This window comes from Stenotrophomonas nitritireducens (genome assembly GCF_001431425.1).
GTDB lineage: Bacteria > Pseudomonadota > Gammaproteobacteria > Xanthomonadales > Xanthomonadaceae > Stenotrophomonas > Stenotrophomonas nitritireducens.
The window spans coordinates 213,382-233,675 of the sequence record NZ_LDJG01000008.1; the positions used below are offsets into that span (position 1 = coordinate 213,382).

Below are 20,294 nucleotides of genomic sequence, written 5' to 3' on the forward strand. Positions count from 1 at the left end.
GCGAAGCGCCCCGGTCGAGGCCGGGGCGCTTGCCTTCGGCGCGGGTCAAGCGGCCAGCGCCTCGGCGGGTTCATCCGCCATTGCCTCGGCTTCCTGCGGGGCGTCGTCCTGCTCCTGCGGTTCTTCCTGCGTGGCTTCCGGCGTTTCGGTCTTGAAGATGGCGGGCATCCAGCCCGTGCCATCCGCCAGCCGTTCGGCTTCGCTGGCAATGTCGGCCTTCTTCAACTTCGCCAGCCTAGTGACGTGCTCGGGCGCGTACTCGCCCACGGCTTGCAGGATCGCGGCCTTCGGAACGTGCTTGAAGTAGCCTTCTGTGGTCGGTTGCCACCATGCGGCCATGTCGAGGCCCACGGCCTGCGCCAGTTCCTCGCCGGGCCGGTGCGGCGTGGCGCGAGGCGTCACCACGTCCACCGTGGAAGCCACGCACACGGCCAGCAGCCGCACCAGTTCGTCTTGCGACTTCGCCAGCAGCGCGGCGAACAGTTCGGCGCTGTCCTCCGGCAAGGCAACACCTGCCACCTGTTGCAGTTCGCGCAGCGCCACGGCGGCGGGCGATTCCGGCCAGTCCGGGGCCATGCCTTCCAGCCGGTCTTGCACGGTGAGGCGCACGCCCAACGGCAGGCCATCGCCGTAGGCGTCGGGCTGCAAGACGGTCTGCACCATGCCATGCACCAGCGCGGCCAGCGCGACTTGCGGATGCCGGGCGACTTCGATTTGCAGCGCCGCCGTGCGGTGGGCACTCAACCGCTGCGCGAGCCGGTCGGACAGGCTCGCGGCCTTGGGCGCGTCGTCGGCGTCCTCGTGCTCGTCGTCGGCGGCTTCGCCTTCGGTACTGCCGAAACCGCGCCGCAGCTTTTCCAGCGTGCGCAGCGCCTTGGCCTCGACTTCGCGCAGCAGGCCGCGATGAATGACGGCCTCGCCGTTGCGGTCGATGGTGACGATGGCACCGGCCACCTCGCGCACTTCGGGGGCATAGCCTTGCAAGGCATCCTCCGCGTCTTGCAGTTCCCCGACCACCTGATCGCGCCGCTGTTCCAGCTTCTCGGCCTTGGCCTCGTCCTCGGCGTCGCAAGCGTCCTCCAGTTCGGCGTCGATCTTTTCGAGGCGGTTTTCCAGCGAGGCAATGCGGCGGGCCTCGCGGGTGGTCGGCTCGCGGCGATGGCGCGGGGCGTTCTGGAAAGCCTGCCGTTCCTCGTAGGCCAGATGCGGCACGGCCTCCACCCATGCCCAGCCCTCGGCGCGCACGTCCTCGGCCAGCGTTGCCAGCTTGTCGCGCACCAGCGTTTCCAGCACTGCGGTATCGGTGAGGTAGGTTCCGGCATCGCCTTCCGCGAACAGGTCGCGGCGGATGCCGCCGCCTGCCTGCCGGTAGGCGTCCAGCCCGACGAAGCGCACCAGCGCGTGCGCGGCGTCGATTTCGCGCTCGGTCAGGCGCTCGCGCAGCTTGGACGGGCTTCGCTGCCATTCCGGCGCACCATAGAACGCGGCTTCCTGCGCGGCGTGGTCGTCGGTGATGGTCAAGGCCATCAACTGTTCCAGCGTCACGCCACCGGCGCGATAGTCGGCCATGAGGCGCGGCGAGACGTTCGCCAGCTTCAAGCGGCGCTGCACCACCAGCGGGGTCACGCCGAAGTCGGCGGCAATGTCCTCGATGGGGCGACCTTCCTTGACCAGCGCGGCGAAGGCCGCGAACTGGTCGGCGGGGTGCATGTTCTCGCGCTGCACGTTCTCCGCGAGGCTGACGGTGCGGGCGGACGCATCGGCCACCAGCAGGCATGGCACTTCGTAGTCGGCGGGGATGCGCTTCTTCTTCGCCAGCAGCTTCAAGGCGGTCAGGCGGCGGTCGCCTGCGACGACTTCGTATTGCTCGCCATCGGCGGCGAGGATGACGATCAGGTTTTGCAGCAGGCCGATGCGGGCAATGCTCGCGGCCAGTTCGGGAATGGACTGGCGCGGGGTCGTGCGGACGTTGCGCTTGGAACGGCGCGGCAACAGTTGCGACAGGGGAACCAAGATCAGGTTCTTGGTCGGGTCGGCCACTTCCAGCGGTGCGGCGGCTTCGATGGCGAGGGCTTCGGTTTTGAGTACGGCGTTCATGGTGATTTCTCCTAGCGGTTGGGATGCAGCAGCGAGAGAAGCGGCAAGGGCTGCTGCCTGCCCCTGCCGCGTGGGGGTTCAGGCTTTCAACTGGCGCAGGCCATCGGCCAGCAGCCACAGGGCGCGGTTCAGGCGCACGCTTTGGTCGATGCCCTGCACGGGCCGGGTGGTCTGACGGCGGCCATTCGCGGCGCGGATGGACAGGCCGCCTTTGGTCAAGTTCTCCTGCGTGCGGTTGAACACGCTCCACAGGTCGCGGCGGTCGTCGTCGCCACGGCGCGGCATCAGGATTTGCGATTCCGTGATGGGTGCGGGCTTGTCCTCGTCGTACTTCAACGCCAGCGCAGCGCGGGCGAACACTTCCGATTCCCCGGCGTCGAGCGTGATGGACTGCATGGCATCGCGCGATGCCTGCGCCCGGTCGAAGCTGTGCAAGACTTCGTAAGCGCCTTCGATGACGTGCCCGGCTACGTCGCCCTTGTGGGGCACGCGCACGTCGGCCACGGTGTCGCCGCAGACAAGGCCATTGCTGCACACGAAGCGGAACATCCCGGCCAGCATCTGATAGCTGCTGGTGCCGTCATGGGAGTTCAGCAGGATGATTTCGTTGGCCTCGCGGCCGTTGATCTGGCTGGCGTGGCGCAGCCGGATCATGTGCTTGGTGTAGTCGCGGCGGTCGTCGTGGCGCACGCGGGTTTGCGTCACCATGAAAGGCTCGAAGCCTTCCCCGCGCAGTTCTTGCAGCACGGTGGCGGTGGGGATGTAGCTGTACCGCTCGGAGCGGCTTTCGTGCGGTGCCTCGGCGAAGATCGACGGGGCCACGGCCCGGATTTGGTCATCGGACAAGGGACGTTCCGAACGCAGCACCGGGGAACGGGAAGCGAAGCGGGATGCGAGTTGCATGGCATTTCTCCTGACAAAGAAAAAAGGGGTTGCTGTTCACCGCACACCGGATTCCTAGATTCGGAGCCCAGCCTTTCGGCTGTTCGGTGCGGTCGGCACGAGGAACCCGGTTGGCCCTGTTGCCACCGTCTTTCCTGAGTTCATCGCCCGCGACGGTCAGGAGCGCGCGAACGGGTGCCGTCAAGGAGGCAAGCGCAGGGTTGGTGCGGCCCGCAGCGCAGCGAGGACACGGCCCTGCGCGCCTTGACGGCACACGGGCGCGGGCTACAGTCGCGGTGAAGGTGATGAAGTCAGGGGAGACGGCTGGACAAGGCAACGGCCATCCCACACGCCGACCGCACGGCAAGCGAAGCGCGCAGGCCCGGATCTAGGAATCCGGGCCGGAGGCGTCAGCCGAGCGGAGCGAGGGAACGATGGAAGCCCGTCAGGGGCGAGACGCCGAGGCGGCTCGATGCGCCACGCGCACGACAGCGCGACCGGCCATGTTTCTTGGCCGGGGACGCCCGGACTTCTAGGCCCTCGGCCTCAGATCGCGTCAGAAGGTCACTTGCGCCACCAGCAGGATGAACATATGATTCATATATGTTTCATATAAACCAAAGCTCATGGGCATAGTGAACATCGACGACGATCTGCACGATCAACTGCGCAAAGCAAGCGCCGTGTCGTGTCGGTCGATCAACGCGCAGGCGGCCTTCTGGATCAAGATCGGCATACTGTGCGAAATGAATCCGACGCAGAGCTTCAACGAGATCGTTGCTCGTGAACTGCGGGCCGCAGGCGTTGTGGCACAACCTGTCAAGATGGGATCGGCATGACCAAGCGACCGGAAGAAATCGCGCTTCTGGCAGATTCGGGCCAGTTGTTGGCGCAGGTGTTCGGCCATCTCGATCGGTTGGATCTGATCGGCATGTCCACCATGCAGATCAACGATCTGGTAGATGGCCTCATCGTCCATGAACTCGATGCACGTCCAGCCAGCAAAGGCCAGTACGGCTACGCCTATGCGCTCAACGCCTCCCGCAACAACGTGGTCTGCCACGGTGTGCCTTCCGCTGCGGACATCCTGCAAGATGGGGACATCGTGAACTTCGACATCACGCTGGAGAAGAATGGCTACATCGCCGATTCCAGCAAGACCTATCTGGTGGGCGAGGTGGCGCTACCGGCCAGGCGGCTCGTGCAGACGGCCTATGAGGCGATGTGGAAAGGCATTCAAGCCGTCCGCCCAGGTGCCACGCTCGGTGACGTGGGGCATGCCATCGAGCGGCACGCCCGCAGGAATGGATATTCGGTGGTCAGAGAGTATTGCGGCCACGGCATCGGCCGTGAAATGCACGAGGAGCCCCAGGTGCTGCACTGGGGCAAGCCACGAACCGGCTTGGTATTGCGCGAAGGCATGGTGTTCACCATAGAGCCTATGGTGAATCAAGGCCGGCGGGCCGTTCGGACGGAAGACGATGGCTGGACGGTCGTCACGTGCGACGGGCAACTGTCCGCTCAGTTTGAGCACACTGTGGCCGTCACCGCGAGCGGTATGCGAGTCTTGACCTTGCGCTCTGGTGAGAAGAAGCCGCATTGAGCCAAGGTAGTGGATAGGAGCGCCTTGCGGCGCTCCAAGGGCCAGGTCAGACAGCGATCCGCCCGGCCAGCCGCGCATCGCGCGCATAGGCGCTCAACCGCTTCTCGGCGCGGAACGACAGGTCACGCTCGATCGGCAGGCCCAGCCAGCCGCGCACCGTCGCCAGCTCGCCCAGGCTGACCCAGCCGATTTCCGGCTCTCCCAGGCCCGGGTCGCAAAGACCGAAGGCGCGGTCGTGGTCGTCGGGATCAATCTCGGTCAGCAGCCAGGTCGCGCCGGCGTCCGGCGTGAACAGCTTGACCACGGGCGCCGGATCGAAGTCCGCGTTCTCCAAGGATGCGCGGCCGTTGGCCAGCAGCACGATGCGCTGCTCGTCAGTGATGAGTGCGTTGTTCATGGTGAACTCCTGAAAGGATGCCGGGCGGAATTGCCCGACCCTTCCGGGGCACGGCGCAGCGCAAGCAGTCAGGGGTCAACGACGGCCGCCAGGCCGCAAGCGCCATCGGCGCGCAGCCCTTGACGGCGAGCAAGCCGTGGCACGATGAAGGGAACAGCAAGACCGCCTCCCTCACACCTCCGCGCACCCCAGTTTTTGACAAGTGCCCAGCACGCGCAGGCCCGCGAGGGCCGGAGTCGCGCCACCAGGCGCAGCAAAAAGGGGGCCGAAGCCCCCTCGGTCAGATCAGGCCGCGTTCGGCGAAGGACATGGTGCTGCCGCCCGCCACGACGATGTGATCCAGCGTGCGGACATCCACCAACGCCAGCGCCTCCTTGAGTCGCTGGGTCAACACCTTGTCGGCGCCGCTCGGCTCGGGATTTCCGCTCGGGTGGTTGTGCGAAACGATGACCGCCGCCGCATTGAGCCGCAGCGCCTCCTTGACCAACTCGCGCGGATACACCGATGCGCTGTCGATGGTGCCGCGGAACATCTCCGCGTACTCGATCAGGCGATGCTGCGTATCGAGGAACAGCACCGCGAACACTTCGTGCTCGAAGCCAGCCAGCTTGGCGCGCAGGTACTCCTTGACTGCCGCCGGCGAACTGAACGAGGTACCGCGCTGCATCTTGTGCTCGATGGCCTGGCGCGCGGCCTCCAGAATCTGGTCTGCCGTCGCCAGCAGGTAGCGGCCTTGTGCATCGCGCACCATCAGCGAGGCATCGAACGAGGAAAAGGACAGTTGCGACATGATCGCGCTCCGGTTGCTCGGGCGGAATTGCCCGGAACCGTCGCCAGCACGGCGCAGCGCAAGCAGTCAGGGGTCACAGACGGCCGCCAGGACGCAAGCGCGCACAAGCGCGCGCCGCCCTTGACGGCGAGAACGCCGTGATACGGTGAAGGGAACAGCAAGACCGCCCACACCCCGCCCACTGCACACACTCGGCTTTTGGGGCAAGCGAAGCGCGCAGGCCCTCAAGGGCCGGAGGCGTCAGGGGTCAAAGCCGAATGGCCGCGACTCGGAACGAGGCGCGGGGCGCAGCCCGCGAGCCCGACGGCGGTACGCCGGGACGCCATGCGGTTCTGTCTGCTGACGATTTGCGCAATGATTCAATAGATGTTGTATTATCGAATCATGAACGAAGCCCAAGCCGTTTCCGCCCTGAGTGCCCTGGCCCATGCCCAGCGGCTGCGCGTGTTCCGCGCCCTGGTCGTCGCCGGCCCCGAAGGGCTGACGCCCAGCATCCTGGCCGACCAGCTCGACGTGGCCCGCAACACCCTGTCCTTCCACCTGAAGGAATTGGCCCATGCTGGCCTCGTCACGATCGAGCAGCAGGGCCGCAACCTGATCTACCGCGCCGAGTACGGCCACATGAACGGCCTGATCGGCTACCTGACCGAGCACTGCTGCCAGGGCGGCGTGTGCGAGGTCAACCCGTCTTCCGCCACCTGCACCACCTGCTGAAAGGACCTCCCATGAAACGCTTCCACGTCCACCTGCACGTCGATGACCTGAACCGCAGCATCGGCTTCTATTCCCAACTGTTCGCCGCGCAGCCCGCACGCACCGAGAGCGACTACGCGAAGTGGATGCTCGAAGACCCGCCGGTCAACTTCGCCATCTCCACGCGCGGCAGCAAGCCGGGCATCGACCACCTGGGCATCCAGACCGACGATGCCGAGGAACTGGCCGGCCTGAAGGCCCGCGCGCAGGCCGCCGACATGGCACTGCTCGACGAAGGCGCCACGACCTGCTGCTACGCGCGCAGCGAGAAGCACTGGATCACCGATCCGCAAGGTGTGGCCTGGGAGCACTTCCACACGCTGGGCAATATCCCCGTGTTCAACGAAGCGTCCCAGCCCGCGACGGGCACAGCCGCGGCGTGCTGCGCGCCAAACGATGGTCGCGCTGCTGCTGCGACGCGCTCTGCCTCCTGCTGCTAACGCGAGGCGCTCATGACGACAGAGACCACCTACAACGCGCTGTTCATCTGCACGGGCAATTCGGCGCGTTCCATCCTGGCCGAAGGCATCCTCAACGAATTGGGCAAGAGGCGGTTCCGCGCCTACTCGGCAGGCAGCTACCCCAAGGGCGAAGTCCATCCGCTGGCGCTCACCACACTGGAGCGGCTGCATCTGCCGACGACCGGCTACCGCAGCAAGAGCTGGGACAAGTTCGTGGCGCCCGGCGCGCCGGTCTTCGACTTCATCTTCACCGTCTGCGACAACGCCGCCGGTGAAGCGTGCCCCGTCTGGCCGGGCAAGCCGGTCTCGGCCCACTGGGGTGTACCCGATCCGGCGGCCGTCGAAGGCAGCGAGGAACAGCGGCGCAAGGCGTTCATGGACGCCGCGCTGACTTTGCGCCGACGCATCGAATTGTTCCTGTCGCTGCCACTCCAGCGGCTCGATGCCATGTCGCTGCAGCACGAGCTGCGCGCGATCGGCAAACAGTGAGGTAGCACGGTGGCCGTACAGACTGAAGCCGGTGCTACCGCACCGACGTTCTCGATGAGCGCCTTCGAGCGCTACCTGACGGTATGGGTGCTGCTGTGCATCGTCGCCGGCATCGCCCTGGGCCAGCTCGCGCCCGGCGCGTTCCAGGCCGTCGGCCGCATGGAAGTGGCCCAGGTCAATCTGCCGGTCGGCCTGCTGATCTGGATCATGGTGATCCCGATGCTGCTCAAGGTGGACTTCGGCGCGCTCGGCCAGGTGCGCCAGCACTGGCGCGGCATCGGCGTCACGCTGTTCGTGAACTGGGCGGTCAAGCCGTTCTCGATGGCGCTGCTGGCCTGGCTGTTCATCCGCCAGGTCTTCGCCGAGTGGCTGCCGGCCGACCAGCTCGACAGCTACGTCGCCGGCCTGATCCTGCTGGCCGCCGCACCCTGCACGGCGATGGTGTTCGTCTGGAGCCGGCTGACCGGCGGCGATCCGATGTTCACGCTGTCGCAGGTGGCCCTGAACGACACCATCATGGTGTTCGCCTTCGCGCCCCTCGTCGGTCTGCTGCTCGGGTTGTCGGCCATCACCGTGCCGTGGGACACGCTGTTGACCTCGGTGGTGCTCTACATCGTCATCCCGGTCATCATCGCGCAGGTCTGGCGCCGCGCGCTGCTGCGCCAGGGCCAGGCGACGTTCGACCGCGCGCTGGCGCGCATCGGCCCTCTGTCGATCGCGGCGCTGCTGCTGACGCTGGTGCTGCTGTTCGCCTTCCAGGGCCAGGCCATCCTCCAGCAGCCGCTGGTGATCGCCATGCTGGCGGTGCCGATCCTTATCCAGGTGTTCTTCAATTCCGGCCTGGCCTACTGGCTCAACCGCAAGGTGGGCGAGAAGCACAGCATCGCCGGCCCCTCGGCGCTGATCGGCGCGAGCAACTTCTTCGAGTTGGCCGTGGCAGCGGCCATCAGCCTGTTCGGCTTCCATTCCGGCGCCGCGCTGGCCACCGTGGTCGGTGTGCTGATCGAAGTGCCGGTGATGCTGCTGGTCGTGCGCGTGGTCAACCGCTCGCGTGGCTGGTACGAACAGGCTCCGCGCAACGGAGGAAGGCATCCGGCATGAGCCTCGTCACGATCTACCACAACCCGGACTGCGGCACGTCGCGCAACACGCTGGCGCTGATCCGCGCCAGCGGCATCGCGCCCACGGTCATCGAGTACCTGAAGACGCCACCTGACCGCGAAACCTTGCAGGCGCTGATCGCACAGATGGGCATGCGCGTGCGGGACGTGCTGCGCGTCAGGGACACGCCGTACAAGGAACTCGGGCTGGATGCCGCCCGTTGGAGCGATGACGAATTGATCGACCAAATGCTGGCGCACCCGATCCTCATCAATCGGCCCATCGTGGTTTCGTCCCTGGGCGTGCGCCTGTGCCGCCCCTCGGACACGGTGATTGAGCTGCTGCCGCAGCGACCGGCGGGCGAGATTCGCAAGGAAGACGGCACACCGCTGCTGGTGGACACGCCGATCGCGGGAAGCGACACGGGCCTCACCACGGCTTTGCAGGAGGCCGGACTTCCCGCGGATGATCTGACCGAACCGGGGCGCAGCTTCTTCGCCTATGCCACGGTGACAGGCGAGCGCGTGGGCTACGGTGGCTTCGAGCATATGGGCCGGGATGTGCTGGTGCGCTCCCTGGTCGTGCTGCCGCACGCACGCCATCGCGGCATTGGCGGCGCCATGCTGGCGTTACTACTGCGACGCGCCTTCGATCAAGGCGGGCGTGACGCCTGGCTACTGACCACGACGGCGGCGCCGTTCTTCGAGCGCGGGGGCTTCAAGCCGGTGGATCGCAAAAGCGCACCGACTTCTGTGCTGGCGACGCGGCAGGCTGCGAGCTTGTGTCCCGCCAGCGCAGCGTTGCTTAGGCGGCCGATCCATTTGTAGTGCAGAACCGTCAGGACTCGCGCTGCTCGATCTGCAACCGTGCCCGTTCGGTCGCCTGCTGCAACCGCTCGCCCAGCACTGCACGCGGCGGCAAGGTGGTCAGGTACTCGGCAACGTGGATGCCGGACTTATCCAACTCCAGCAATTCGATCTGCTCGCGCTTCTTGCCGGTGCAAAGGATGATCCCCAGTGGCGAGGCCTCTTCCGGCTCGCGCTCGTGCTTGTCGAGCCAGCGCAAGTAAAGCTCCATCTGCCCTTTGTACGCCGCCTTGAACTCGCCGATCTTCAACTCCACTGCCACCAGCCGGCGCAGCTTGCGGTTGTAGAACAGCAGGTCGAGGTGGAAATCCTCGTCGTCGATCTGGATGCGCTTCTGCCGGGCGACGAAGGAGAAACCCGCGCCCAGCTCCAGCAGGAAGGATTCCATTTCGCGGATGATGGCCGCTTCCAAGTCGCCTTCCTGCCAGGTGTCGCGCAGGCCCAGGAAATCGAGGATGTACGGGTCGCGCATGACCAAGGCCGGCGACATGCGCTGCGCATCGCGCAGGGTCGCCAGTTCCTGCGCGATCGTCTCGCCCGGCTTTTGGGACAGCGCCGTGCGCTCGTACAGCATCGAGTCGATGCGCTCGCGCAGCGTCCGCACGCTCCAGCGTTCGACACTCGCCATCTGTGCGTAGTAGTCCCGCTGGAGCGGGTCTTTCAGCGGTATCAGTGCGATGAAGTGCGTCCAGCTCAATTCTCGTATCAGTGATACGAGAATCTGCTCGTCGGGAAAGGTGGCTGCGAACTGCACCATACGGCGCAAGTTTTGCTCGGCAAAGCTGCTGCCGTACTCCTTCACCAACTGCGCCGCCAGGGTGGGCAGGACTTCCTTGCCATAGGCACCCCGGCGCCCATCCAAGACCTGCGTGCGGATGCGCTGGCCGATGCGCCAGTAGAGCGTTGTCAGTTCGCTATTCACCGTCGAGGTGGCGCGCTTGCGCGCCGCCTCGATCAGTGCCCGAATGTCGCCCAGCAGCGCCGACGGTGCTGCGGGCGATGCCACGGATGACCGGCGCCCGTTCATGCTGCCGCCTCCGCAAGCTGGCGCGCGCCCGTGATGGCCTTGCGCCGGCTGGCCACCAACTCGGCCGCATCACGCACCGGCTTGTCCTCGGTGTGGACGTAGTGCATGAACATCGCCACGGTCTTGTGGCCTGTCAGCTTCATGCCCACTTTGGTCGGCACGCCCGAATTGGCAATGTCGGTGGTCGAGCGGTGACGAATGCCGTGCGTGCCGACGTGCGGGACGCCAGCGGCCTTGAGCGCCCGGCACCAGCCGCCATAGTGTTCGCCAAAGGTCAGGTGCTTGGTCGGGTCGTTCGGCGACGGTAGGACATAGGGGCAGCCCTCCCGGCGCGGCGCCGTCGAAAGCAGCCGATAGGCTTCCTCGCTCATAGGCTTGGAAATACCGCCGACCTTGCTGTCGGGCCACACCACGCGCCGGTTCTCGAAGTCCAGCCAGCTCCATTCGAGCGGGCAGATTTCGGAGCGTCGGGCGGCGAACTCGAATTGCAGCCGGATCGCCAGCGGGATGACGTAGTTCTCCAGCCCTTCCGCCTCCAGCTTCTCCAGATGGCGGAAGATCCGCACCATTTCCTCGTCCACGATGAGTCGGGTTTCCTTGCCCGGCGGGTACATCGGGACGTGGCGGCACGGATTGGTGCCGTCCGGGCGGAAACCCCACACTTCGGCCAGGTTGAACATCTTGCGCAGCACGCCGAAGGTCTTGTTCGCCTCGGTCGGCTTGTAGGCCAGCTTTTCCATCAGCCCGGCAATGTCGGGCCGCTTCACGTCATGCACCTTCTTGCGGCCCAGCAGCGGGATGATGTTGCGGTCGATGACGCCTTGATAGCCTTCCTGCGTGCTGGGCTTGTTGCGCTTCTTGGAGTAGTCCTCCATGAACTTCTTGCACAGCTCGGCCATCGTGGGCGCCTTGCGCGCCTCGGCCCTGGCGCCGCCGGGGTCGCCGCCCCGGCGAACCTCGGCCAGCCAGTCCTGTGCCTTGACTCGTGCCTGTTCGACGGTCAGCTCCCCGTACAGCCCCAGCGAGGGCTTGCGGGGCTGGCCGGAGTTCGTGCGGTACTGGAGCATGAACACCCGGCGGCCCGTCGGGGTAATCTTGCACAGGAAGCCGGGCACCACGGTATCCCGCAGTTCAACATCCTTGGCCTGGGGCTGGGCCGCCTCCACGGCGGTCTTGGTGAGCTTGATCTTTGCCATGATGACTCCTTGGAACGACCCGGATTCCAAGAGCCAGATAGGAGCGGCGCGAGGGAAAACCGGGTCAAGTTTCAGAAAGCACCGGCATATGATGGACGCGCGTAAGCTATTGATAAACCTGCTGTATCGAGCTATGGCGCAGTCCAGCGAACTACCGGGCTGGAGTCATCGTGAAACAAAAAAGCGGCCCGCAGGCCGCTCGCGTGTTCCCGATACCGATGGGCGGCTCAGCCCGGCGGCGAAGCCGGCGCGCCGGCCGCATCGGCCGGTGCGGCGATGCCCTTTAGCTCGCGGTAGCGGGCCAGGGTCTCGGCGATCTCCACGTCCAGCGCCTTGCGCTGCTGCTCGAAGGCCGCCTGCAGCCGCAGCTGGGCGAGCAGTTCGGTGTGGCGCTGGCGGATGTCCCCGGCCTGCTTGTCGGCCACCTTCTGCCCGGCCAGCTCGCGGTCGCCCGCCACGGAAAGCTGGGTCGCCAGTGCCTCGCGCAGGCTGCCCACGTTGTAGATGGCGGTCTTGATGTTGTTGTCGACGATGGCCGCGCGTTCGTTGAACACACGGCGCAGCGCGTCCTCGCTGCCGTAGGTGGACAGCATGGCCTGTTCGGTGCGCCTGCGGGTTTCCGCCGCGGCCGCATCCACCTGCGCCTGCGCCGCCGCCAGTTCCGCATCGGCGCGTTCCTCGGCGGTGAGCGCGCGCTGCACCTCGGCGCCGCGCAGGCCGCTGCGCGCGTTGAACTCCTGGCGCGCGCTGTTGACCGCTTCCGGCGGCAGGGTATCCGAACAGGTCCGCTCGCCGCGGGCGTTGTCCCAGCAGTAGAGCTTCTTGCCGGTATCGGCCGGTTTGTTCTGCGCCAGCGCCGGCGCGGCCAGCGCAGCCAGCGCCAGCAGCATGCCCGCAACGGCGGTGGACGGATTCGGCCTCATGGCAGCCCCCTGCGGTCAGCCCGTTGGATTGCTTCCGTAACGGGCCCGGTAGGCCAGCAACGGTTCGCGGTAGCCGACAAGTTCCGGGTTCCCGGAAGCGAATGCAAGCAGGTCGGCGAGGTTGGACACGGCGATCACCGGAATGCCGGTCTCGGCCGCCACGGACTGCGCGGCCGAACGGGGGTCGTCCTCGGAGGCGATCTCCTGGCGGTCGAGCGCGACCACTATGCCGGCGGGGATGCCGTTGGCGGCGCGGATGATGGCCAGCGCCTCGCGGATGGCGGTGCCGGCGGTGATCACGTCGTCGACGATCAGGATGCGCTTGCCGGCCATGTCGGCGCCGATCAGGGTGCCGCCTTCGCCATGGTCCTTGGCTTCCTTGCGGTTGAAGGTCAGCGGCAGGTTGCGGCCGCGGTGCGAGAACTCGCAGGCGATGGCGGTGGCCAGCGGGATGCCCTTGTAGGCGGGGCCGAACAGCTGGTCGAAGGCGACCCCGGAGGAATCGACCGCGTCGGCATAGCAGTTGCCCAGCTGGGCCAGCGCCAGGCCGGTGTCGAAACGGCCGGCATTGAAGAAATAGGGGCTTACCCGCCCGGACTTGAGGGTGAACTGGCCGAAACGCAGGGCGTCGGCGTTCAGCGCCAGCTGCAGGAAGCGGGAACGATGGTCACTCATTAGATGCGCTTTCTTCGTCGTCTATAGAAGGCGCCTAGGGTAAAGCATGGCTTCGGGGAATGCTGGCGCGGGCGGTATGCTGTGCCGTCCCGGCCCTGTCAGCGGTTCCCTATGCGCATCATCAGCTTCAACGCCAACGGCATCCGTTCGGCCACCACCAAGGGTTTCAGCCAATGGTTCGCCGGCCAGCAGGCCGACGTGCTGTGCATCCAGGAGACCAAGGCCCAGGAATCGCAGCTGTCCGACCCGCTGTTCCGGCCCGATGGCCACCATTGTTTCTACCGCGACGCCATCACCAAGAAGGGCTACAGCGGGGTGGCGATCTGGAGCCGGCGCGAACCGGACGAGGTGCGCACCGAGCTTGGCTGGGCGCCGTTCGACGACGAAGGACGCTATATCGAGGCGCGCTTCGGCAACCTGAGCGTGGTGTCCTTCTATATCCCGTCCGGCTCGTCGGGCGACCTGCGCCAGGGCTTCAAGTTCGAGGTGATGGACTGGCTGCGGCCGATCCTGGACGAATGGCTGGCCAGCGGCCGCGACTACGTGCTGTGCGGGGACTGGAACATCGTCCGCACCGCGCTGGACATCAGGAACTGGAAGTCCAACCAGAAGAACTCCGGCTGCCTGCCCGCAGAGCGCGACTGGCTCAACGGCCTGTGCGCCGACCAGCCCGGCGACGCCGAGCTGGCCAGCGGTCGCGGCTGGGTGGACGCCTACCGCGCGCTGCACCCGGAAGGGCAGGACTACACCTGGTGGAGCAACCGCGGCGCCGCGCGCGCCAACAACGTCGGTTGGCGCATCGACTACCAGTTCGCCACGCCGGGGCTGCGCGAGCGCCTGCGCGGCTGCTCGATCTACCGCGACGAACGCTTCTCCGACCATGCGCCGTTCACCGTGGACTACGACCTGTGAGCGAGGCCACCGCGAAGCGCCGCCAGGGCTGGCGGGAGGTGATGGGCAACCTGCGCCAGCGCAAGGTGCTGGCGATGCTGCTGCTGGGCTTCAGTTCCGGGCTGCCGATCTACCTGGTGGGCAATACGCTCGGCTTCTGGATGCGCAAGGAAGGCATCGAGCTGGACACCATCGGCTTCCTGTCCTGGGTCGGCCTGGCGTACTCGATGAAGTTCCTGTGGGCGCCGATCGTCGACAAGACCGACGTGCCGCTGCTGGGGCGGATGTTCGGGCGTCGCCGCGGCTGGATGCTGCTGTCGCAGCTGTTCGCCGGGCTGGCGCTGGTGGGCATGGCACTGGTCCAGCCCAAGGGCGGCAACATCGTCGTGCTGGGCCTGTCGGTGGAGCACCTGCTGGTGTTCGGCGTGCTGGCCACGGTGGTGGCTTTCGCCTCGGCCACGCAGGACATCGTCATCGATGCATGGCGCATCGAGAGCGCCAGCAGCAGCGAGCAGCTGGGCCTGCTGACCGCCTCCTCGGCGCTGGGCTACCGCACCGCGCTGCTGGTCACCGACGCACTGATCCTGATCATCGCCGCGCGCGTGGGCTGGCAGCTGTCCTACGAGATCATGGCGGCGCTGATGGGCCTGGGCGTGGCCGCGGTGGCGCTGGCGCGCGAACCGGCGCGGGCGGTGATCGCCGTGCACGACCAGGCCGCCCGGCTGTGGACGCCGCGTGGCCTGTTCGATGCGGTGATCGGCCCGTTCGTGATGTTCTTCCGCGAATACCGTAGCGGCGCGCTGCTGATCCTGGCGGCGATCAGCATCTACCGCATGGCCGATTTCGTGATGGGGCCGATGGCCAACCCGTTCTATGTCGACCTTGGCCTGGACGAGGACACGGTGGGCGCGGTGCGCGGTTCGGTCGGCCTGGTCGCGACCTTCGTCGGCATCGCCCTGGCCGGCGTGATCTCGGTGCGCTGGGGGGTGATGGCGGCGCTGCTGGTTGGCGCCATCCTCGGTCCCTGCTCGAACCTGGCGTTCGCATGGATGGCCTACGTCGGCCCGGGCAAGCTGGAGTTCGCCATCGCCATGGCGGTGGACAACCTGTCCAGCGGCTTCGCCGGCACCGCGTTGATCGCCTACATGTCCAGCCTGACCAGCATCGGCTATACCGCGACCCAGTACGCGCTGCTCAGTTCGTTCTACGCGATGCCGGGCAAGGCGCTGAAGGGCTTTTCGGGCGTGACCGTGCAGTACCTGGCGCAGGGCCGCACCCTGCTGGAGGGCTACGCGCTGTTCTTCATCGGCACCGCCTTGCTGGCGATCCCCGTGCTGCTGCTGTGCCTGGCGCTGGCGGCGATGCAGGCGCGCAAGGCCGCCGCGCCCGACTGAATGCGGCAAGGGCGGATGGATCGCTGGAATCTCCATCCGCCAGCCGTTGAATCCGGTCACCGCCTCGCCGATGATGCCGGCGGGGGGATCCGCCGGACTGCTGGCGTGACGACATGGCCGACGTGATCTTGCGGGATATCGACCCGCTGCTGCTTGAGCGCATCCGCCGCCTCGCGGTGGCGCGCGGCTGGACCCGCGAACATACCTGCGCGGTGCTGCTCGAACAGGGCCTGTTCGCCGGCGAGCATGAAATGAGCCATGGTTTCGAACATCCGGAAGTGGATGTCCTCTCCGAAGCCATCCATGCCCTGCAGGCGTTGCCGGCCGGGGCCGAATTCGGTTGAACGGATGGCCAGCGGGTCGAGGTGACGCACGTGCAGAGCGGGGCGACGCCCCGCTGGCACCTTACTGGGATTCCTCTGCTGCGCGCCGCCGTCGCGGTCGTCCCGCTCTATCGCTGCATCGCGGACGCAGCCGACCTGGCCGGACGGTTTTCAGGCCGGATGGATCGCGCCAAGGATCCGCGGCCCGCGCGCGCCGCTGACGCTGGGCAGGTTGCCCGGGCGTCCTGCCAGGGTCTCGCGCGCCAGCCAGGCGAAGCCCATCGCTTCCATGTAGTCGGGGTCGAGTCCATGCGCGGCGCTGGAGACTACCGCCACGCCGGGCAGGCGCGCGGCGATGCGCTGCAGCAACAGCGGATTGCGTACGCCGCCACCGCATACCAGCAGCCGCCGCACGCCGGGCAGGTGGGCCAGCAGCGCATCGGCGATCGTGGCGGCGGTGAGTTCGAGCAGGGTGGCCTGTACGTCCGCCGGCGAAAACGATCCGCTGCCGAGCCGCGCGTGCACCCAGTCCAGATGGAAGTGCTCGCGCCCGGTGCTCTTGGGGGGTGGCAGTGCGAACCAGGCATCGTCCAGCAGCCGCGCCAGCAATGCGTCGTCCACCCGGCCGCCGGCGGCGAAGGCGCCGTCGGCATCGAACGCGGTGCCGAGGTGGCGTTGGCACCAGCCATCCAGCAGCGCGTTGGCCGGGCCGGTGTCGAAACCGCGCAGGCTGCCGTCGCGGGCGAGCAGGCTCAGGTTGGCGATGCCGCCCAGGTTGAGCACCGCCCGGTCTTCGTCGGCGCTGCCCAGCATGGCCAGGTGGAAGGCTGGCATCAGCGGCGCGCCATGCCCGCCGGCGGCCACGTCGCGGCGGCGGAAGTCGGCCACGGTGGCGATGCCGGTGAGTTCGGCGATGCGGTTGGCGTCGCCGATCTGCCAGGTGAAGCCGGGGTTGGAGGTGGGCCGATGGCGGATGGTCTGGCCGTGTGAGCCGATCGCCTGTACACGCGTGCGCTCGATGCCGGCCCGCTCCAGCAAGCCGTTGGCGGCGGCGGCGAAGGCGATGCCGACCTCGGCATCCAGCTGCCCGAGCGCATCCAGCGACGCGGGTTCGGCGCCCTGGCCCAGCGCGATCAGCGCGGCACGGGTTTCCGCCTTCCAGTCGAAGGTGTGCCCATGCACGAAACGGCAGCCGCCTTCGGCCGGAAACTGCGCCAGCGCGGCGTCGATGCCGTCGGCGCTGGTGCCGGACATCAGGCCGAGGAACAGGGGCAGCTGCGGATCGATGGACGCCATGCGGAGGCCGGAAAGAAAAGGGGCAGGGAAGCTTCAAGGCTCCCTGCCCCGGTCGTCAATGCGCTGGCCCGCCGGTCAGCCGCGCTTGTTCCTGACTGGAGACGTCGCGGCACTGGCCGTGGTGGTGGTCGGTTTGCCCTTGCCGGCGTCGGCGTACATCAGTTCTTCCATGCCCTGGATGCGCGCCATCGCCGGCGAGGTCTGGGCCCGGAACGCGGCCAGCTCGGCGCCCTTGAGCGGCTCCGGCGGCGGCATGGTCACCGACAACGGGTTGCGGTGCTCGCCGTTGATGCGGAATTCGTAGTGCAGGTGCGGGCCGGTGGCCATGCCGGTGGAGCCGACATAGCCGATCACCATGCCCTGGTTGACGCGCTGGCCGGTGCGGATGTTGCCGAAGCGCGACATGTGGCCGTACAGGGTGGTGTAGCCGCGGCCATGGTCGAGGATCACCACGTTGCCGTAGCCGCGCTGGGTACCGGCGAACTGCACGCGGGCGTCGCCGGCGGCCATGATCGGCGTGCCGGTGCCGGCGGCGTAGTCCACGCCCTTGTGCATGCGCATGGTGCCGAGGATGGGATGGCGGCGCGAACCGAAGGTGGAGCTCAGCCGCGCGAACGGGATCGGCATGCGGATGAAGCTCTTCTTCAGCGGCCGGCCGTTGAGGTCGAAGTATTCGAACTTGCCGCCGCGCTCGAAGCGGAAGCCGGTGTAGGTCTTGCCGCCGGTGCTGAAGGTGGCCGCCAGGATCTTGCTGGTGTCGATGCGCTCGCCCTCGCGCCAGGTCTCGTCCATGACCACGCTGAAGCGGTCGCCGGGCTGCACATCCTTGGAGAAGTCGATGTCGTACTTGAAGATCTCGTCGGTCATCGTGTTGATGGCCGAAGGCGACAGGCCGGCCTTGAGCGCCGAGGCATAGAGCGAGCTGCGGATTTCCCCGCTGGCGACCACGGTGCGGGTGGTGGTGACGCGCTCGAGCACCTTCTCGCGGATCTGGTCGCCCTGCAGCGACAGCTCCACGCGGTGGCTGGGATCGCGGTCGAAGCGGATGGTGCGCAGCTGGCCGCTCACCGGCAGGTCGAAGGCGATCTCGGCGCCTGGGCGGAGCCGGGTCAGCGCCTCGCGGGTGCCCGGGTAGTCCAGCAGCTGGTGCATCACCGTCGCCGGCACGCCGGCCAGCTCGAACAGATCGCTCAGGGTCTGGCCGCGTTCCACCCGCAGGATCTGCCAGCTGTCGCCGGGGGTCTCGCCACGCCGGGCCAGCGAAAGCGGCGGCAGCGGCAGGGCCAGAGTCGAATGCGCCGACGGCAGCGGCGCGTCGATGGCGTTGGAGAAGCCCGGCACGATCGTAGCCGCCAGCGCGCCGATGGTCGCGAACAGGCTGGCGTGGATCCAGTGGCGGCGGGTCCAGCGTTCGTTGAACGCGGCCGGGAGATGTTGCTTCAGCTTCCGATGCAGGGCGGTGTCGTGCAGGACATGGAGTCGTTCCTGGAAGCGCTGTTTGCGCGCCTGGCCGTGATCGGGTTGGGACATCGCTCGGTTCTCTGGTCGACCCGGATCGCGGGCCCAAACGCGGGTAACATAGTCACCCTTCAATACCGCGTCAAACCATTGAGCCGCATGGCTTTTTGATGAATTGGGCGGTTAACCTGCACTTAACACCCCATGTCTGACGGCGAAGCCGGGAGTTCCAGCGTGTCCTCGATTGATGAAGCCCTTGCCCTGATCGGCCGCGGTGCCGACGAAATTCTCAAGGTGGATGAACTGCGCCAGCGTCTGGAGAGCGGTCGTCCGCTGCGGGTCAAGGCCGGCTTCGACCCCACCGCCCCGGACCTGCACCTGGGCCATACCGTGCTGTTGAACAAGCTGCGCCAGTTCCAGGACCTGGGGCACCAGGTGATCTTCCTGATCGGCGACTTCACCGGCATGATCGGCGACCCCTCGGGAAAGAACGTCACCCGCAAGCCGCTTTCGCGCGAGGACGTGCTGGCCAATGCCCGCACCTATGAAGAGCAGGTATTCAAGGTGCTCGACCGCGAGCGCACCGAGGTCCGCTTCAATTCCGAGTGGTTCGGGAAGATGGGCGCGGCCGACATGATCCGCCTGGCGGGCCAGCACACCGTGGCGCGCATGCTCGAGCGCGACGACTTCGCCAAGCGTTACGCCGCCCAGCAGTCCATCGCCATCCACGAGTTCCTCTACCCGCTGGTGCAGGGCTACGACTCGGTGGCGCTGGAAGCGGACGTCGAGCTGGGTGGCACCGACCAGAAGTTCAACCTGCTGATGGGCCGCGGCCTGCAGGAGCACTACGGGCAGAAGCCGCAGATCGTGCTGACCATGCCGTTGCTGGAGGGCCTGGACGGCGTCAACAAGATGTCCAAGTCGCTGGGCAACTACATCGGCATCAGCGAGCCGGCCATCGACATCGTCACCAAGACCATGAAGATCGACGACACGCTGATGTGGCGCTGGATCGACCTGCTGAGCTTCGACATCTCCATCGCCGAGGCGAAGCAGCTGCGGGCCGACGTCGAAGCCGGCGCGATCAATCCGCGCGAGATCAAGCTGCGCCTGGCGCGCGAGCTGACCACCCGCTTCCACGATGCCGCCGCCGCCGAGCAGGCCATCGCCGGCTGGAACGCGGCGGTGACCGGGCAGGGCGACATCACCCTGCTGCCCCTGCAGGAAGTTGCGGTGCCGGCCGAAGGGCTGCGCATCGGCGCCCTGCTGACCGCCGCCGGCCTTACGCCCAGCAATTCGGAGGCCTCGCGCAAGCTCAAGGAGCGTGCGGTGAAGGTGGATGGCCATGTCATCGAGGACGCGCAGGCGGTCCTGCAGCCGGGTTTCGAGGGATTGCTGCAGGTGGGCAAGCGCACCTTCGCCCGCGTCCTGCTGGTCGTGGCCTGATCCATACAGAGATGTGTCACCGGCGCCGCCGCCGGGAGCGGCGGCTTGCCGATTGTGGCGTGAGGGTGCTTTTCAGGGATTTGTTGAAAAAAGAGATTGCACATTTCACAAAGATGTCTAGAATTCGCTCCCTCGCTTCACGGCGCCAGTCACTTCGGTGGCAGGGAGCAGGAAGCGGCGGCAACGGCCTCGCAAGCGGGTGTTTGAAGGAAACGAAAACCTAGAA

At 66.8% G+C, this 20,294-nt stretch carries 20 protein-coding genes and 2 pseudogenes; 12 read left to right on the forward strand and 10 right to left on the reverse strand.

The genetic code is table 11. The annotated features are described in order from the left end of the window. Nucleotides 1-45 precede the first annotated feature (45 nt). Nucleotides 46-2,097 (reverse strand): ParB/RepB/Spo0J family partition protein, encoded by a 2,052-nt coding sequence (locus ABB22_RS07395; protein WP_057505157.1) that lies wholly within the window; start codon nucleotides 2,095-2,097, stop codon nucleotides 46-48. A gap of 78 nt (nucleotides 2,098-2,175) precedes the next feature. Beyond that, entirely contained in the window at nucleotides 2,176-3,000 is an 825-nt protein-coding gene (locus ABB22_RS07400; protein WP_057505158.1) for a DUF932 domain-containing protein, read from the reverse strand. A 605-nt stretch (nucleotides 3,001-3,605) separates the two neighbouring features. Between ABB22_RS07400 and ABB22_RS07405 the strand changes: the two genes are divergently transcribed. Then, nucleotides 3,606-3,818, forward strand: a complete 213-nt coding sequence (locus ABB22_RS07405; RefSeq protein WP_016448848.1) for a ParD-like family protein — start codon at nucleotides 3,606-3,608, stop codon at nucleotides 3,816-3,818. After that, the gene (gene map, locus ABB22_RS07410) at nucleotides 3,815-4,582 is read left to right on the forward strand and encodes a type I methionyl aminopeptidase (protein ID WP_057505159.1); all 768 of its coding nucleotides are present in this window, start codon (nucleotides 3,815-3,817) and stop codon (nucleotides 4,580-4,582) included. The genes ABB22_RS07405 and map overlap by 4 nt, the downstream gene beginning before the upstream one ends. 46 nt (nucleotides 4,583-4,628) lie before the next feature. Here map and ABB22_RS07415 read toward each other — a convergent pair whose 3' ends face one another. Continuing rightward, nucleotides 4,629-4,979: a DUF2958 domain-containing protein gene (locus tag ABB22_RS07415; RefSeq protein ID WP_016448850.1), complete on the reverse strand. Its 351-nt coding sequence runs from the start codon at nucleotides 4,977-4,979 to the stop codon at nucleotides 4,629-4,631. Between the two features lie 280 nt (nucleotides 4,980-5,259). Then, entirely contained in the window at nucleotides 5,260-5,769 is a 510-nt protein-coding gene (gene radC / locus ABB22_RS07420) for a RadC family protein (protein ID WP_016448851.1), read from the reverse strand. A 384-nt stretch (nucleotides 5,770-6,153) separates the two neighbouring features. Between radC and ABB22_RS07425 the strand changes: the two genes are divergently transcribed. From ABB22_RS07425 to arsN2, 6 genes and pseudogenes are all read left to right on the forward strand, one after another. Further along, entirely contained in the window at nucleotides 6,154-6,483 is a 330-nt protein-coding gene (locus tag ABB22_RS07425; protein WP_057505160.1) for an ArsR/SmtB family transcription factor, read from the forward strand. A gap of 11 nt (nucleotides 6,484-6,494) precedes the next feature. Next, entirely contained in the window at nucleotides 6,495-6,962 is a 468-nt protein-coding gene (locus ABB22_RS07430) for an ArsI/CadI family heavy metal resistance metalloenzyme (protein ID WP_057505161.1), read from the forward strand. Nucleotides 6,963-6,974: 12 nt separating this feature from the next. Further along, the gene (locus ABB22_RS07435) at nucleotides 6,975-7,472 is read left to right on the forward strand and encodes an arsenate reductase ArsC (RefSeq protein WP_057505162.1); all 498 of its coding nucleotides are present in this window, start codon (nucleotides 6,975-6,977) and stop codon (nucleotides 7,470-7,472) included. A gap of 54 nt (nucleotides 7,473-7,526) precedes the next feature. Next, nucleotides 7,527-8,573, forward strand: coding sequence for an ACR3 family arsenite efflux transporter (arsB, locus tag ABB22_RS07440; RefSeq protein WP_152984070.1), 1,047 nt, complete (start codon nucleotides 7,527-7,529; stop codon nucleotides 8,571-8,573). Further along, nucleotides 8,570-8,968, forward strand: a pseudogene (gene arsC / locus ABB22_RS18720) (arsenate reductase (glutaredoxin)); the annotation flags it as partial. The gene arsB and the pseudogene arsC, both read left to right, overlap by 4 nt. 42 nt (nucleotides 8,969-9,010) lie before the next feature. Continuing rightward, nucleotides 9,011-9,400: pseudogene (gene arsN2 / locus ABB22_RS18725) on the forward strand (arsenic resistance N-acetyltransferase ArsN2); the annotation flags it as partial. A gap of 10 nt (nucleotides 9,401-9,410) precedes the next feature. Here the strand turns inward: arsN2 and ABB22_RS07450 are convergent. The 4 genes from ABB22_RS07450 to pyrE all read right to left on the reverse strand — a co-directional run bounded on the left by ABB22_RS07450 (nucleotide 9,411) and on the right by pyrE (nucleotide 13,260). Next, nucleotides 9,411-10,466 (reverse strand): PDDEXK nuclease domain-containing protein, encoded by a 1,056-nt coding sequence (locus tag ABB22_RS07450; RefSeq protein ID WP_057505164.1) that lies wholly within the window; start codon nucleotides 10,464-10,466, stop codon nucleotides 9,411-9,413. Continuing rightward, nucleotides 10,463-11,662, reverse strand: coding sequence for a tyrosine-type recombinase/integrase (locus ABB22_RS07455; protein ID WP_057505165.1), 1,200 nt, complete (start codon nucleotides 11,660-11,662; stop codon nucleotides 10,463-10,465). Before ABB22_RS07455 ends, ABB22_RS07450 begins: the two co-directional genes overlap by 4 nt. A 227-nt stretch (nucleotides 11,663-11,889) precedes the next feature. Further along, the gene (locus tag ABB22_RS07460) at nucleotides 11,890-12,585 is read right to left on the reverse strand and encodes a hypothetical protein (RefSeq protein WP_055773071.1); all 696 of its coding nucleotides are present in this window, start codon (nucleotides 12,583-12,585) and stop codon (nucleotides 11,890-11,892) included. Nucleotides 12,586-12,600: 15 nt separating this feature from the next. Beyond that, entirely contained in the window at nucleotides 12,601-13,260 is a 660-nt protein-coding gene (gene pyrE, locus ABB22_RS07465; RefSeq protein WP_055773074.1) for an orotate phosphoribosyltransferase, read from the reverse strand. A 111-nt stretch (nucleotides 13,261-13,371) separates the two neighbouring features. Here pyrE and ABB22_RS07470 point away from each other — a divergent pair, with 111 nt between their 5' ends. From ABB22_RS07470 to ABB22_RS07480, 3 genes are all read left to right on the forward strand, one after another. Beyond that, complete coding sequence (locus ABB22_RS07470) at nucleotides 13,372-14,172, forward strand: exodeoxyribonuclease III (RefSeq protein WP_055773077.1); 801 nt, start codon at nucleotides 13,372-13,374, stop codon at nucleotides 14,170-14,172. Continuing rightward, nucleotides 14,169-15,545 (forward strand): AmpG family muropeptide MFS transporter, encoded by a 1,377-nt coding sequence (locus tag ABB22_RS07475; protein ID WP_055773080.1) that lies wholly within the window; start codon nucleotides 14,169-14,171, stop codon nucleotides 15,543-15,545. The genes ABB22_RS07470 and ABB22_RS07475 overlap by 4 nt, the downstream gene beginning before the upstream one ends. 113 nt (nucleotides 15,546-15,658) lie before the next feature. Further along, on the forward strand, nucleotides 15,659-15,889 hold the full coding sequence (locus ABB22_RS07480; RefSeq protein WP_055773083.1) for a hypothetical protein: 231 nt from the start codon (nucleotides 15,659-15,661) through the stop codon (nucleotides 15,887-15,889). Nucleotides 15,890-16,039: 150 nt separating this feature from the next. On the opposite strand, the gene ABB22_RS07485 is transcribed toward ABB22_RS07480, so the two are convergent. Then, nucleotides 16,040-17,164 (reverse strand): anhydro-N-acetylmuramic acid kinase, encoded by a 1,125-nt coding sequence (locus tag ABB22_RS07485; protein WP_055773086.1) that lies wholly within the window; start codon nucleotides 17,162-17,164, stop codon nucleotides 16,040-16,042. Between the two features lie 75 nt (nucleotides 17,165-17,239). After that, entirely contained in the window at nucleotides 17,240-18,694 is a 1,455-nt protein-coding gene (locus ABB22_RS07490) for a M23 family metallopeptidase (protein WP_055773089.1), read from the reverse strand. 162 nt (nucleotides 18,695-18,856) lie between these two features. Between ABB22_RS07490 and tyrS the strand changes: the two genes are divergently transcribed. After that, the gene (tyrS, locus tag ABB22_RS07495; protein ID WP_055773122.1) at nucleotides 18,857-20,068 is read left to right on the forward strand and encodes a tyrosine--tRNA ligase; all 1,212 of its coding nucleotides are present in this window, start codon (nucleotides 18,857-18,859) and stop codon (nucleotides 20,066-20,068) included. The last annotated feature ends 226 nt before the right edge of the window (nucleotides 20,069-20,294 follow it).

Excerpts from the sequence above, each read along its gene's own strand:
- ABB22_RS07395 (WP_057505157.1), bottom strand. The coding sequence starts at position 2,097 with ATGAACGCCGTACTCAAAACCGAAGCCCTCGCCATCGAAGCCGCCGCA.
- ABB22_RS07400 (WP_057505158.1), bottom strand. The coding sequence starts at position 3,000 with ATGCAACTCGCATCCCGCTTCGCTTCCCGTTCCCCGGTGCTGCGTTCG.
- ABB22_RS07405 (WP_016448848.1), top strand. The coding sequence starts at position 3,606 with ATGGGCATAGTGAACATCGACGACGATCTGCACGATCAACTGCGCAAA.
- map (WP_057505159.1), top strand. The coding sequence starts at position 3,815 with ATGACCAAGCGACCGGAAGAAATCGCGCTTCTGGCAGATTCGGGCCAG.
- ABB22_RS07415 (WP_016448850.1), bottom strand. The coding sequence starts at position 4,979 with ATGAACAACGCACTCATCACTGACGAGCAGCGCATCGTGCTGCTGGCC.
- radC (WP_016448851.1), bottom strand. The coding sequence starts at position 5,769 with ATGTCGCAACTGTCCTTTTCCTCGTTCGATGCCTCGCTGATGGTGCGC.
- ABB22_RS07425 (WP_057505160.1), top strand. The coding sequence starts at position 6,154 with ATGAACGAAGCCCAAGCCGTTTCCGCCCTGAGTGCCCTGGCCCATGCC.
- ABB22_RS07430 (WP_057505161.1), top strand. The coding sequence starts at position 6,495 with ATGAAACGCTTCCACGTCCACCTGCACGTCGATGACCTGAACCGCAGC.
- ABB22_RS07435 (WP_057505162.1), top strand. The coding sequence starts at position 6,975 with ATGACGACAGAGACCACCTACAACGCGCTGTTCATCTGCACGGGCAAT.
- arsB (WP_152984070.1), top strand. The coding sequence starts at position 7,527 with ATGAGCGCCTTCGAGCGCTACCTGACGGTATGGGTGCTGCTGTGCATC.
- ABB22_RS07450 (WP_057505164.1), bottom strand. The coding sequence starts at position 10,466 with ATGAACGGGCGCCGGTCATCCGTGGCATCGCCCGCAGCACCGTCGGCG.
- ABB22_RS07455 (WP_057505165.1), bottom strand. The coding sequence starts at position 11,662 with ATGGCAAAGATCAAGCTCACCAAGACCGCCGTGGAGGCGGCCCAGCCC.
- ABB22_RS07460 (WP_055773071.1), bottom strand. The coding sequence starts at position 12,585 with ATGAGGCCGAATCCGTCCACCGCCGTTGCGGGCATGCTGCTGGCGCTG.
- pyrE (WP_055773074.1), bottom strand. The coding sequence starts at position 13,260 with ATGAGTGACCATCGTTCCCGCTTCCTGCAGCTGGCGCTGAACGCCGAC.
- ABB22_RS07470 (WP_055773077.1), top strand. The coding sequence starts at position 13,372 with ATGCGCATCATCAGCTTCAACGCCAACGGCATCCGTTCGGCCACCACC.
- ABB22_RS07480 (WP_055773083.1), top strand. The coding sequence starts at position 15,659 with ATGGCCGACGTGATCTTGCGGGATATCGACCCGCTGCTGCTTGAGCGC.
- ABB22_RS07485 (WP_055773086.1), bottom strand. The coding sequence starts at position 17,164 with ATGGCGTCCATCGATCCGCAGCTGCCCCTGTTCCTCGGCCTGATGTCC.
- ABB22_RS07490 (WP_055773089.1), bottom strand. The coding sequence starts at position 18,694 with ATGTCCCAACCCGATCACGGCCAGGCGCGCAAACAGCGCTTCCAGGAA.